Annotated in this window: 15 protein-coding genes; 2 read left to right on the forward strand and 13 right to left on the reverse strand. The window is 27.7% G+C overall.

Translation table 11 applies throughout. From position 1 onward, the window contains the following. Nucleotides 1–11: 11 nt before the first annotated feature. The 10 genes from I2H23_RS04640 to I2H23_RS04685 form a co-directional block, all read right to left on the reverse strand. On the reverse strand, nt 12–410 hold the full coding sequence (locus tag I2H23_RS04640) for a cobalamin B12-binding domain-containing protein (RefSeq protein ID WP_195581131.1): 399 nt from the start codon (nt 408–410) through the stop codon (nt 12–14). Nucleotides 411–430: 20 nt separating this feature from the next. After that, nucleotides 431–2,101 (reverse strand): acyl-CoA mutase large subunit family protein, encoded by a 1,671-nt coding sequence (locus tag I2H23_RS04645; protein ID WP_092925661.1) that lies wholly within the window; start codon nt 2,099–2,101, stop codon nt 431–433. A gap of 65 nt (nt 2,102–2,166) precedes the next feature. After that, complete coding sequence (locus I2H23_RS04650) at nt 2,167–2,700, reverse strand: 2-oxoacid:acceptor oxidoreductase family protein (protein WP_092925659.1); 534 nt, start codon at nt 2,698–2,700, stop codon at nt 2,167–2,169. 18 nt (nt 2,701–2,718) lie between these two features. Beyond that, nucleotides 2,719–3,531, reverse strand: a complete 813-nt coding sequence (locus tag I2H23_RS04655) for a 2-oxoacid:ferredoxin oxidoreductase subunit beta (RefSeq protein ID WP_092925657.1) — start codon at nt 3,529–3,531, stop codon at nt 2,719–2,721. Further along, nucleotides 3,513–4,661, reverse strand: coding sequence for a 2-oxoacid:acceptor oxidoreductase subunit alpha (locus I2H23_RS04660; RefSeq protein WP_092925655.1), 1,149 nt, complete (start codon nt 4,659–4,661; stop codon nt 3,513–3,515). Before I2H23_RS04660 ends, I2H23_RS04655 begins: the two co-directional genes overlap by 19 nt. 12 nt (nt 4,662–4,673) lie before the next feature. Further along, nucleotides 4,674–4,874 carry a 4Fe-4S dicluster domain-containing protein gene (locus I2H23_RS04665; RefSeq protein WP_207733559.1) on the reverse strand — a complete coding sequence of 67 codons (201 nt, stop codon included), beginning with the start codon at nt 4,872–4,874 and terminating at the stop codon, nt 4,674–4,676. A 527-nt stretch (nt 4,875–5,401) separates the two neighbouring features. Then, nucleotides 5,402–6,925, reverse strand: a complete 1,524-nt coding sequence (locus I2H23_RS04670; protein WP_092925651.1) for a polyamine aminopropyltransferase — start codon at nt 6,923–6,925, stop codon at nt 5,402–5,404. Then, a complete protein-coding gene (locus tag I2H23_RS04675) occupies nt 6,925–7,347 on the reverse strand; it encodes a DUF350 domain-containing protein (RefSeq protein WP_092925649.1) in 423 nt (140 codons plus the stop codon). The genes I2H23_RS04670 and I2H23_RS04675 overlap by 1 nt, the downstream gene beginning before the upstream one ends. A 12-nt stretch (nt 7,348–7,359) precedes the next feature. Continuing rightward, entirely contained in the window at nt 7,360–8,460 is a 1,101-nt protein-coding gene (locus I2H23_RS04680) for a DUF4178 domain-containing protein (RefSeq protein ID WP_092925647.1), read from the reverse strand. A gap of 199 nt (nt 8,461–8,659) precedes the next feature. Next, the gene (locus I2H23_RS04685) at nt 8,660–8,842 is read right to left on the reverse strand and encodes a hypothetical protein (protein ID WP_195581132.1); all 183 of its coding nucleotides are present in this window, start codon (nt 8,840–8,842) and stop codon (nt 8,660–8,662) included. An 821-nt stretch (nt 8,843–9,663) separates the two neighbouring features. Here I2H23_RS04685 and I2H23_RS04690 point away from each other — a divergent pair. Together I2H23_RS04690 and I2H23_RS04695 are read left to right on the forward strand one after the other, a co-directional pair. Next, a complete protein-coding gene (locus I2H23_RS04690) occupies nt 9,664–10,554 on the forward strand; it encodes a TetR/AcrR family transcriptional regulator (RefSeq protein WP_092925641.1) in 891 nt (296 codons plus the stop codon). Further along, nucleotides 10,544–11,965, forward strand: coding sequence for an MDR family MFS transporter (locus I2H23_RS04695; protein WP_092925639.1), 1,422 nt, complete (start codon nt 10,544–10,546; stop codon nt 11,963–11,965). Before I2H23_RS04690 ends, I2H23_RS04695 begins: the two co-directional genes overlap by 11 nt. 106 nt (nt 11,966–12,071) lie before the next feature. On the opposite strand, the gene I2H23_RS04700 is transcribed toward I2H23_RS04695, so the two are convergent. From I2H23_RS04700 to I2H23_RS04710, 3 genes are all read right to left on the reverse strand, one after another. Continuing rightward, on the reverse strand, nt 12,072–12,557 hold the full coding sequence (locus tag I2H23_RS04700; protein ID WP_092925637.1) for a zinc ribbon domain-containing protein: 486 nt from the start codon (nt 12,555–12,557) through the stop codon (nt 12,072–12,074). A gap of 77 nt (nt 12,558–12,634) precedes the next feature. After that, nucleotides 12,635–13,123 (reverse strand): threonine/serine exporter family protein, encoded by a 489-nt coding sequence (locus I2H23_RS04705; RefSeq protein WP_176698676.1) that lies wholly within the window; start codon nt 13,121–13,123, stop codon nt 12,635–12,637. After that, complete coding sequence (locus I2H23_RS04710; RefSeq protein ID WP_092925633.1) at nt 13,123–13,911, reverse strand: threonine/serine exporter family protein; 789 nt, start codon at nt 13,909–13,911, stop codon at nt 13,123–13,125. Before I2H23_RS04710 ends, I2H23_RS04705 begins: the two co-directional genes overlap by 1 nt. Nucleotides 13,912–14,074 lie beyond the last annotated feature (163 nt).

The following is a 14,074-nucleotide window of genomic DNA, read 5'->3' on the forward strand; positions in this document are numbered from 1 at the left end:
TTTCACCTTTATTATAATTCTCTTTTGAGATTTTCTTTTATAAACTCTATAGTAACTGTTGTTGGAGTTCCTGGTGTAAAAATTTGTGCTATACCTTTTTCTTTTAAAAAAGGTATATCTTCTTCTGGAATAACGCCTCCACCTATTACCAAAATATCGTCTGCCTCTTCAGATCTTAATAATTCTACGACCTTTGGTAATAAATGATTATGTGCACCAGATAGTATGCTCATAGCTACAACATCTACATCTTCCTGGATTGCAGCTTGAACTATTTGATATGGAGTTTGACGAAGGCCTGTGTATATAACTTCCATCCCTGAATCTCTTAGTGCTCTAGCTATTACTTTAGCTCCCCTGTCATGTCCATCTAAGCCTGGTTTTGCAACTAATACTCTTATTGGTCTCATTTGTATTCCTCCTTAAATCACTATATCATTACCGTTTGTTTATATTCACCAAATTCAGCTCTCATAACTTTGCATATTTCCCCTAATGTGGCATAACTTTCTACTGCATCTAGTATATATGGCATTATATTTTCATTGGAGTTACAAGCTTTTCTTAAAGCTTCTAAGTTTTTTTGTACTTTTTCATTATCTCTACTCTCTTTTAATTTTCTTATCTTTTCTTTTTGTCTTTCACCAACCATAGGATCAACCTTGAGAAGTCCCTTTGGAGCTTCTTCTTCTATCTGGAATTTATTTACTCCAACTATTATTCTTTCATTATTTTCTATTTCTTTTTGATATCTATATGCACTATTCATTATTTCTTGTTGAATAAATCCTTTTTCTATGGCTTGTGGTGCTCCTCCTAAGTTGTCTATTTTATTTATTAATTCTAAAGCCTTTTGTTCTATATTATTAGTTAAGCTTTCTACATAATAAGAACCAGCTAGTGGGTCTATGCTATCTGCTACTCCACTTTCATTTGCCACTATTTGTTGCGTTCTAAGTGCTACTCTTACTGAATCTTCTGTTGGTAGAGCTAATGCCTCATCTTTTGAATTAGTATGAAGTGATTGTGTTCCTCCAAGAACTGCTGCTAATGTTTGAATTGCTACTCTTACTATATTATTTTCTGGTTGTTGTGCAGTTAGTGTACAACCTGCCGTTTGGGTGTGAAATTTAAGCGACCATGATTTTGGATTTTGTGCATTAAATCTTTCTTTCATTATTTTTGCCCATAATCTCCTTGCTGCCCTAAACTTTGCAACCTCTTCTAATAAATTATTATGTGCATTAAAGAAAAATGATAATCTTGGCGCAAAATCATCAACATTAAGTCCTGCTTCTATAGCAGAATTAACATAAGCTATACCATCAGCTAAAGTAAATGCTACTTCCTGAACTGCATTTGCTCCAGCTTCTCTTATATGATACCCTGATATACTTATAGTGTTCCATTTTGGTACCTCTTTTGAACAATACTCAAATATATCAGTTATTAGCCTCATAGAAGGCTTTACAGGGAATATATAAGTTCCTCTTGCTACATATTCTTTTAATATGTCGTTTTGAATAGTTCCTCTTAACTTATCAGCACTTACACCTTGCTTTTTGGCTACTGCTATATACATTGCAAGAAGAACTGATGCTGGTGCATTTATAGTCATCGATGTTGATACTTTATCTAGTGGTATTGAGTCAAATAATATTTCCATATCAGCTAATGAATCTATACAAACTCCAACTTTGCCTACTTCACCTTCAGATATATCATCATCTGAGTCATATCCCATTTGAGTTGGTAAATCAAATGCTACTGAAAGTCCCATAGAACCTTGTTCTATTAAATATTTGTATCTTTTGTTTGATTCTTCAGCAGTTGCAAATCCAGCATACATTCTCATAGTCCAAAACTTACTTCTATACATTGTAGGTTGAACACCTCTTGTAAATGGATATTGCCCTGGATAACCTAAATCTTTTTCATAGTCCATATTTACATCAATTGGTGTATATAGTCTTTTTACTTCTTCTCCTGTATCAAATGTAAATATTTCTTTTCTTTCTGAAAATTTACTTAGACTCTTATTAACCTTATTTTCTTCCCATTTTTTTAAGTTTACTTGTATCTCATCTTTGTTATTTGTCATAAGCTTCCCCCCCTATACCTAATTAATAAAATTAAAATATTTTAATATTTTATTAAACTTTTAATTTATTTTGATAGTGAAATTCCTCTTTCAAAAGCTTTTTCATTTAATTCTTCTGTTCCTTTTGGAACTCTACTTAACATAGATTTTTTTACTTGTTCTGTATCTATTTCTGGTATCATATTGCATATTACTCCAAGTGCTACCATATTAGCTACCATTTCTTTTTTTAATTCATACTTGCTTGTATATATAATAGGTAATTTTAATACCTTAATTTTATCATCATTAATTATATCTTTCTCATCAATAGAAGAATCTAAAATTATAATTCCATTATTTTTTACTGTGTGATAATATTCATCAAATGCCTTTTGTGTTAAACATAATAGCATGTCAGCTTTTCTTACCTTTGGAAAATTTATCTCTTCATCACTTACTATTACTTCAGCCTTACTAGCTCCCCCTCTAGCTTCAGGCCCATATGATTGGGTTTGTACTGCATTTAGATTTGAAAGTATAGAGCCTTCTGCAAGTATAACACCTGCTAGAATAAGTCCTTGACCACCAGAACCACTAAGCCTAACTTCTTTTCTCATAATATAATCTCCTTATACTTACTTGAATTTATTTAAAATTTTTTCATATTCCTCAGTATACTCTGGCATAACACTATCTTTAAATACTCCATAAAATGATTTATTCTCTAATTTTTCTTTGGGTAATTTATCTTTAATAGATACATCTAAATAATTTTCTTTTAATAAATTCATTAAGGATACTGCTGACCCTTTCTTATTTTTTCTTCCATAGTATGTTGGACACAAACTCATTCCTTCTATTAAAGAAAATCCTTTATGATTTATTCCTTTTTTAATATAATCTATCATTTGCTTTGCATGATATGCTGTAGCCCTTGCAACAAATGTAGCTCCTGCTCCTATTGCTAGCTCACATATATCAAAAGGTCTGTCAATATTTCCATATGGTGCTGTTGTGGATAAATCATTAGTGTTAGTAGTTGGAGAGTATTGACCGCCTGTCATTCCGTATATATTATTATTAAATACTATTGCTGTTATATCTATATTTCTTCTACAAGCATGTATTAAATGATTTCCTCCTATTGCACTACAGTCACCATCACCAGTTATAACTACAACATGCATATTAGGACTTGCAAATTTTACACCTGTTGCAAATGGCAATGCTCTACCGTGAGTAGTATGAAGTGTATTAAAGTTTAAATATCCAGATGCCCTTGATGAACATCCAATACCAGATACTATACAAACATTTTCCTTAATAAGACCTAACTCTTCTATAGCTACAGCTATAGATCTCATTAATATCCCATGACCACATCCAGGACACCATATATGTGGCAGTCTATCCATTCTAAAATTATTTTCTATGACTGTACTAGGCATCTTTTTACCTCCAATATTTTATCTACAATTTCTTCTGGAGTTATAATATCTCCATTATATTTGTTGATTCCATAAATATTACAGTCTTTTGAACTTACCCTTTCTACTTCTAACCTTATTTGTCCACTATTTAATTCAGGTACATATATATTTTGAACTTGCTTACTTATTTCTCTCATCTTTTCTTCAGGAAATGGCCATACCGTCTTTATACTTAAAAGTCCAGCTTTTATGCCTTCTTCTCTTAGTATATTTACTGCATCTTTGCTACATCTACTCATACATCCAAAAGTAACTATAAGTTCTTCACAATCTTTTGTTTTATATTCCTCATATATTAATATGTCATCTAAGTTACATTCTATCTTTCTCATAAGTCTATCCATTAATATTTTTGTTTTCTCTATGCTGTTAGTTGGAAACCCTACGTCATCATGCATAAGTCCTGTTACATGATATTTATAACCATCTGTAAAATTTGCCATAGGAGGTACCAAGCAATTTGAATCATAAGCCTTATAGTCTTTTTTAGATGCTGTAACTTTTATTCTATCTATTACTTCTAATTCATTTATTTCTGGTATTTCTACCTTTTCTCTCATATGTCCTATAACTTCATCTAAAAGTAATATAACTGGGGTACGGTATTTTTCTGAAAAGTTAAATGCTTTTACTGTCATATCAAATGTGTCTTTAACGCTTATTGGAGATAATACTATTATTGGATGGTCACCATGAGTTCCCCACTTAGCTTGCATTAAATCACCTTGCGCTGGAGATGTTGGAAGCCCTGTACTTGGACCACATCTTTGAACATTAACAATAACACATGGTACTTCAGCTAAACATGCATACCCTATATTTTCTTGCTTTAGAGAAAAACCTGGTCCACTAGTAGCTGTCATTGATTTTAGTCCTGCAATTGATCCTCCTATAGTTGCAGCCATAGATGCTATTTCATCTTCCATTTGAATAAACTTACCTCCTACTCTTGGAAGCATAAACGATGAAATTTCTGCTATTTCAGTAGATGGTGTTATAGGGTATCCTGCAAAAAATTTCATACCTGCATAAAGTGCCCCATGTACACAAGCTTCATTTCCTTGTAATAACTTTACTTTCCTAGACATATTCTCACCTCTTTAATCCTCAGAAGTTTGTGCTATATATATAGCATAATCTGGGCATCTAAGTTCACATAATCCACAAAAAATACAATCTTTTTCTTTTTGTATTTGTACCTTACTATTTTCTAGTTTTAATACATCTTTCGGACAAAATTCCACACAGATTCCACAACTTTTGCACCACTTTTCGTTTAGCACAAGTTTCTTGCCAGGCAATATTCTCCCTCCCCTTATAGTCTTAATGTTTAAAGATATTAAATATATATTTCTAATTATCTTTTATAGTTTCTAATATTTTTAACTCTCACTCTATTCCTATATATTCTTTTGGATTGCTGTATATTCTTTTATCTCGAATAAATATGAAGTAATTCAAAAGAATACCATCTTAACTTTTACTAAAATAATAATACATAATATAAGGCAAAAATTTTAAATATATTTATAGCAAGTTTTTATTTTTATAAAATTAATTAACTTATGTTTTCTATATACTTAGAATAAAAAAAATACCATCAACATAAATTTATGCTAATGGTATTTTTATATGATTAAACTTATACTATTTATTTTCTAATTCATTAACTCTTTTCTCTAAATTAGAAATTTTACTATTTATTAATACTGTCTTTTCTTTATATTTTTTTATAAATTTATATATAGCAATAGGAATTAATATCCATATTAATATATTAAATACTTGGAAAAAAATTCATATGTAATAGACATAAACTCCTCCCGTACTATTTCCAATTTTTAACCGATTCTTCGTAATAATTTATAAGTTTAGGATGAGATAAAGTATTAGTATCAATACTTTCAATATCGATAACTTCATCCTGTGCAAAATTGAACATACTCTCAATAGAACCCTTGTTTAAATACTTGGTACTTACATTAACCTTAATATCATCCAAATTCAACTCTTGTTTTGAAGAAAGATTAAATCCCCATTCTCCAAAAGATGGCACTTGCACATGATATGGATATACATTAAAATCCTCAGATTTTAAAGTTTTATTTATACTCCAAAATGCTTTTCTAGCATAATATGGGCTAGTGGATTGAACGGTCATTACTCCATTTTGAGTTAATGCATTTTTACATAGTCTATAAAATATATTAGTATATAATTTATTTAAACTATCATTGTTAGGGTCTGGCAAATCAACTATTATAACATCATAAACCTCTTTAGTATTTTCTAAAAATTCAAAAGCATCTTCATATACCAAATTTACTTTTTCACTAGATAAAGAGTTTTTATTAATCTCAGTTATAAGTGGGTTTGTTTTGCACAAATCTACCATCTCTTTATCTATGTCAACTAAAGTAATATTTTTAATATCATCATACTTTAATAACTCACGAACTGCAAGTCCATCTCCTCCGCCTAGTATCAATACATTTTCATGATTTTTAACTATTCCCATAGGTATATGAACTAATGCTTCATGATATCTATATTCATCTTTAGATGAAAACTGTATGTTCCCATTTAAATATAACCTTAAATCATCCTTGTGTCTTGTCATAACAATCTTTTGATACTGCGTTTGATTTGATAATACAACTCTATCACGATATAGTGAATTTTCAATACTTTGAGATATATTTTCAGAATATAATACTCCTAAAAACATAAATACTAATGATATATATGAGACTATCTTAAACGTTTCAATATTTTTTATATAACTTTTATAATTATGAATTATAACTATAGCTATTACTATGTTTATCGTTCCCACTAAAAAAGATGTAGCAAAATACCCTAAAGTAGGAAGTAAAAATAATGGGAATAAAAGTGAGCCGATAAGTCCTCCTATATAATCAAAGCTAAATACATTTGATAAAGTTACTCTTAAATTATCACAATTTTCCTCTATAATTCTTGTAAGTATAGGAATTTCAAGTCCTACTAAAGTTCCTATTAGAACTATCTGTATATACATAATAAATTCACTAGAAGCTATATATACATTGGATAAAAATAGTATTAATGAAGATATTCCTCCTAGTATACCGACAGCTATTTCAACAAATACAAAAAAGTCAAATAGGTTCTTTTTAACATATTTTGAAATATGAGAACCTACTCCCATAGCACACATATAAAGCCCTATTGTTATAGAAAACTGCTTTATACTATCTCCTAATAAGTATGAGCCTACAGCACTTATTAAAAGTTCATAGACTATCGAACAGCCTGATATTATAAGTGTTGTAAGCATTAAAATCTTGTAATTAAATTTATTATTTACCATTACTGTATAGCACCACTAATTAGTATAGCAAGACCTATAAATATTCCTGAAACCATAAGTCCTGCTGCACTATTTCCATTTCCAATTTCTTCATTTAGGTTATATTTTTTATTAAATACTAACATTGATAAGTAACCTAATATACAAAGTACTATTCCAAGTACAAAGTATATAACTGTTGAAGTTAAATCTTGTAGTATTGTTGTATTTGTATTTTGATTAACTGGAGATGCTATAACACTTCTTAAAAGTATTCCTACTGCTATTGATGATGCTGCACTTATATATCCTACTGCTTTATTTCCTCTTTTTATTTCTGTTGGAAAGTGACAAGGTATAGCCAAGTCTACTAAAAAATTTCCAACTAACATAAGTATAAAACCTATTACTGAATAGATTATCGTTCCTAAAATACCTTCCATATATTCCTCCTATTATTTACCACTACTAAGTCCACCACCAGATGATGTTCTTGAAAATACACTACCTCTTTTAACACTTTGATTTGAAGTTTGTAGTTCTCTGTATTTATTATTAAAATCTTGAGAGACTATGTTTCCTTTATAAGTATTAAATGGAGATATTCTTCTTTTGTATTTGCTGTAGTCATTTCTATATCCAAATGTATAATAAAAATCTCTATAATATACATTTGATGAAGAGTGACTTGTATTATATAGATCATTGTTGCTAACATACATATATTCTCTAGGACATACTTGTATATATGTCTTATCATCCATCCCTATATAAACTACAGCATATTCATCCTTTGTAAGTATAGCCACACTATACTCATCATCACTACTTTGAACTTCTTCTATTAAAGTTGTTGCTTTATCTATTATATCTTTTGCTGATTCATCCATGGACATAGATGTATAATATACATCTGCTTTTAGTTTACTATCAGCATCTGAAGTTATAGATGTGTAATAAGTATATTTTGATGAGTTATTTTTAAGGTAGTTTTGTATAAAATTTTTATCACTTATAAACATATATACTATTAATATAATTATAGGTATTGAAAGTAATAAAGCATATTTTAGATATTGCACTTTTTTCTGTTCTTTTTTAGGATTGTTTTCTTCTATGTAATCATCTTGTAGTATTTCTATATTATCTACTTCAATGCTTTCACAATAGGTAACTTCATCCTCCCAAATTTCTACTGAAAATATTTTTTTAGATTCTTTATGTTCATATTCTTTAAATACTACTTTTTCATATAAATCTACATCTGCTTTATAAAAGTTTGTAACTTCTGCTTTTAAGTCTTCTTTTAATTTGTATCCCGACTTGTATAATGTGTTTTCTGATTTTTGATGGGTTTCTTTAAATAAATATAAATAATCATAACTTATTCCAACACTTAACCATAATACGCTATTATTATCGCTTAAAATTTCGTATTCTATAAAAGTTGAACCTTCTTCATCTTTGTATACTATATAAGAAATTATTTTATATACATTAGATTTTATTTTTATCCTTTGCCCTATTTCTAATTGCCTAAAACTAGCATTAACCATAATCCCCCCTATTTTACATATTTTACCATATATTTATTATATCATATAAAAATTTCATTTTTTAAGATTTGTATACAAATTTCTCTTTATATATCCATATTTGTTATTTAAGTTTTTTAATGTTAGATGCACTTTAAAATATCCCATATAAGCAAAACTTATATGGGATATTTTAATCATAATTATTATATATTTTACATTAACTATTTCTACTTCTTTTTTGTCTATGTATATTCTCACATAATAAACTTTCATCTAGTCCACCTCTATAATGGGCTATTATAGTTTCTAAATCTATATTAGTTTCTTCTATAATTATTTTAACCTCATATATAGTTGGATTTTCAAACATTTGAAGTATTTCTAATTCCTCTTTAGTCAATTTTAGACCTTCTTTCTTCAATAATTATATATATATTTATACTTTTAATAACTATTATTTATGTATTATTCTTATCTGTAATTATACTCCTATATATTAATTTAAAACACTTTTATTTTTTATTTCTAATTTAAATAGTAGTTAACATAATAAGATTATGGTAATAAATTATTATTATTAATTTTTATATAATTAAATATTAATAATAATATAAATTTACGAGCGAATTTATATGATAATCATGTATTAAAAATTTAAGTATTTTATATCTACTAGAAATATACCTTTTATATTTTTATATTTCTTCAATACTATACTTATGTCTACCTAGATTCCATTTGATTCTTGTGATTCTTCATTTTGTACTAGTGGTGTGCATTCTATGGGGTTGTATCAACAATTGCATTCATATTTTCCTATATCCTTTAAAATACCATCTATAAATTTGTCTTTATTCACTGCTATAGATAAATATTTTCTTTTACTAATGTTTGCCATAATTCTTTTAATTCACTTTACCATACGTTTTACTTAAATTAAGGCATACTTGTAGGTCTAGTATTATCCATTATTTATCCTTTGGCTGGTAATCTTATATGCTATATCATTATTTGTATATTTAAGTAGTAGTATAACTAATTTTTTAGTTGTTTATTTTATAATTAATTTTATCTATTCCACTTCCGATTGCTATGTATATAAGATTAACTCCTTAAGAATATTGACCCTGTTACTTGACAAAAATAATAAAAATATACATAATAGTACTATAAAGTATCAATAAGTACTAATCAGTACTATTAGTTTCTAAGAGGTGATTTATGAGTAGTAAACAAGAAGTTATTATGCAAGTGGCTCAAAAATGTTTTAATAAACAAGGATTAAAATATACATCAATAGATGATATTGTAAAAGAATGTAAGATATCTAAATCTACATTTTATAAGTATTTTGCGACTAAGGAAGATTTAGTTTGGGAAATGTTAATCTATTCTAATAAAAAATTTTCCAATGCATCTATATTGATAGACACAGATGATACAAAAACACCACATGAAAAATTAAAAGAAAAAATAAAACTTGTATCTGATTATCTTAAATATAACTATTCTTTTAATTCACACATTCTAGGAGAATTTTCAGAAATTAAGGGTAATTCTTTAATAGAGATAAGAAATAACTTAAGATCTAATATAATAAACTGTTATAAGACCCCTTTAATATTAATTTATGGTGAAGAAATAACTCCTTTTATATGGGAGTTATTATTTGTTATAGATAGCTTAATTCATGAATTTAATCTTGTAATGAAAATGAATAAAAGAAATATTAGTGAAGAATATATTTTTGAATTTATAACTAGACAAATAGATTTAAATATAAAAAATCTAAGATACAACAAAAGTATTATAAATGAAAATATATTTTACTCTATAGATGAAATTGGTGAAAGCAATTATAAAGATTCTCTAAAAGATGTTTTTTTAAATGTAGTATATTCTATAAAAGAATGTATTAAATTAAATGAAAACGAAAAACTATCTGAAGCAATTACAAAAATAGAAGAAGAATTTAATTTAGGTAATTATAATTCATTGACTATGCATGCTATGATAGCATACTTAGAAAAGCAAGATTCTCTAAAAGAATATGCAGCTAAATTAAATAGATTGATATCTAAGTTAGGAGATGAAATAATAAATGGAGAATAAAAGATTAAGGAATTTAATAGTTTCAGTGCTAATGCTAGGTTCATTTTTAACAGGGCTTAATCAAACTGTACTAACTTCAGCACTACCTAGTATAATGCATGATTTTTCTGTAAATGCAGATACAGCTCAATGGCTAACATCAATTTATATGCTTGTTTTAGGTATTATGATACCCTCAACTGCATATTTAATAAGTAATTTCTCAACTAAAAAGCTATATATTAGTGCTATGTTGCTATTTTCTATTGGATGTATAATATCTATATTTACAAAAAACTTTTCATTGCTAGTTGTGTCTAGAGTCTTTCAAGCGATGGCTTCCGGAATAATAATGCAATTAGTTCAAGTTGCAATGCTAAACCTATACCCTAAGGAAGAAAGAGGAGCTGCCATGGGTATGTATGGTTTTGTTGTTGGTGTTGCTCCAGCAATAGGACCAACATTAGCTGGGTATGTAATAGATAACTTTGGATGGAGAGTTTTATTTTATGTTCTAGCTTTTATTGCAGTATTAGATATGATATTTGCACACTTTACATTAAAAAATATTACAGAAATTAAAAAATCTAAACTTGAATTCATATCACTAATATTATCAACTTTCGGGTTTGGAGGATTATTAACAGGAGTTTCTAATGTTGGATCATATGGAATATTAAATCCTATAACATATGTACCAATAGTAATTGGAATTATATCACTTATATTATTTACAATAAGACAATACAAGGTTGATGTACCACTTTTAAACCTTAGAGTATTTAAAAGTAAACAGTTTGTAGTATCAGTTATATTGCTAATGATTACTTATGGAGCATTTACATCTGCAACTATGATATTATCTTTATATATACAATCAGCAAGAAAAATGTCCGCAATGATACCAGGATTAATGATGCTTCCAGGTTCAATACTTATGTCTATATTAAGTCCAGTATCAGGACGTATGCTTGATAAATATGGAGCAAGAATCCCAGTTTTATCAGGATTTTTATGTTTGGGAATAGGTACATTTGCATTTTCAAACTTAAGTGAAACAACGTCTATTTTAACATTAACTATTATGTATTCGTTTAGAATGCTCGGAATAACATTTTTATTAATGCCAGTTACAACTTGGGGACTTAATTCACTTAAACAATCTGAACTGGCAGATGGTAGTGCTATAAGCTCTACACTTAGACAAGTTTCTGGGGCAATAGGCGCATCTATGCTTATATCTATAATGACACATGTATCAAATAGTAGTTTAAATACGTCTCAAGTTCTTGCTGATATAAAAGGAATGGATGCTGCATTTAGAATTGCTACTATATTAGTAGTAATCGGATTAATAATTGCAATAATATATGTAAAAGATAATAAGAAAAAATCTAAAAAAACATGTAACGATAATCTGGCCTTAGAATAAATTATATAATTTACCCCTTAAATTAGTATATTTATTAACAGTTATAATAAAATATAAAAACTTAAATAATAAAAAGATGGCATCATATTTCACAATGCCATCTTCTTTATTTTTTTAAGTTTTTTATTTCTTCTATAGTAAGTCCAGTTTTTTGTGCTATCACTTCAATAGGTAATACATCTAATAATTCCTTTGCTATTTCTATAGCCTTTTCTTTTTTTCCTTGTTCTATCTTCTTTTTCTCAAATTCTAAATCTTCTATAGATTTGTTAATTTCTTCAGATTTATCATAATTAAAATAATTTCTATCTTCTAAATCAATAAATTCTATATTATCTAAATCTAAAGATACTTTTTCTTTCTTTTCGATTTTTCTTCCAATTTCATTATTTAACTTTCCTATTTTGTTACAGCAAGTCATTTTGACAAAGTATGTTTTGTTCCATTTAAAAAGAGGTATGAAGAAAAACATAAAATACCAATATGATATATATACTTCTACATGTCCATACTTTCCACAGCATTTACATATAGTAAATTCATCAAAGTCTAGTTTTTTCTCTTCTTGACTTATACCCATTATAAAAAACATTTGTTTCCTCCAATAGTCTTTCTAATATTTAGTAATATTATATCAAATTAATTACCTTTAAAGTACTAATTCTATTTTTATTGTTGGCTAATTTGTGAAACCTTATGAATCTCTACTTTTTCATTTTTCCTTAAGTTTTTATAATATGTCCTAAATAAAGAAGAAACTACTATAACACCAAGGGCTATAGAACCACTTGCAAATAAAACATTAGCTCCTGTAGTGAATGATTCTTGGAAATTTCCTTCTATAACATAATACATTGTATTATATAATCCAAGACCTGGAATTAAAGTTATTATTCCTGGAACTACAAATAATATAGTAGGTTTTTTCATCTTTCTTGCTAATATTTCACATAATAATGCTGCAATTGACGCTGCTATAAAGTTTGCACTCATCATATCAAAATTGATTCTCATTAAAAATATATATATAGTCCATGATATCATTCCTATAGAACCAGATATGTATAGTGTTTTTTTAGGTGCATTTAAAAATACTGCAAAACCAACTGCTGCTAAGTATGAAAATATTATATGTATATACATTGGCATCCAAATCATTATAATAATCCTCCCCATTTTACATATATATTCATTGACACACCAACACCAACTGCAATAGCTGTGGCAATAACTCCTGCATCAATTGCTCTTCCTACTCCTGACATTAACTCCCCTGATACTAAATCCCTTATAGCTTTTATAAAAGGTACTCCTGGTAAAAGTGGCATTATAGATCCTACTATTAACATCTTTGGTGTATCTAATATACCAAGTTCTACAAGACCTATTCCACAAAATCCTATAATTATAGATGAAACTAGTGTTGCAAAAACAGGTATATTTGTTATTTTTTTTACCTTATTATAAGTAATCATAGCTATTACCGATGTTATAAGAGTTAGCATAAATGTTATTACGTTATCTCCTCCAACTAATACTGCAAAACTAGAAGAACCTATTGCAGTCCATATATTTATCTCACTTTGTGTATGCGGTGATTTATCTTCTAAGTTTTTTAATTCTGCTATTGCATCATCTATTGACATATCTATATCGTTAACAAATTTTCTTGAAAACTCATTTAGTAAGTCAATTTTATTTAAATTTATACACCTATTTTCTATTACTTTCATAAATGTATATCCATCAAATCTATCATCAGAAACTATAATGGTATTGGGTGCCATAAACACATTTATATGAGAAAATCCTCTAGATTTGCAAATCCGTTTTACAGTATCGTCTACTCTATAAGTTTCTGCTCCATTACTAAGCATTAATTGCCCTATAAATGTGGCTAATCTCAAGACATCCTTTTTGTATTTATAATTAATACTTTCTGCCATAGTTGACCCCCTCATTTACATATTATTTTTATTAGAAATTAATTATATCACTTCTATTTAGATATATAAAGCAAAATTTTTATACTTTAAAATCATTAATACTTTTAATTATTATAGATAATTAAATCCGTGAAATTGTATTTAAGAATGTTTCGTTTCTCTT

Origin of the sequence: Romboutsia sp. BSD2780061687b_171204_C1 (assembly GCF_015560225.1) — a bacterium.
Classification (GTDB): Bacteria; Bacillota; Clostridia; order Peptostreptococcales; family Peptostreptococcaceae; genus Romboutsia_C; species Romboutsia_C hominis.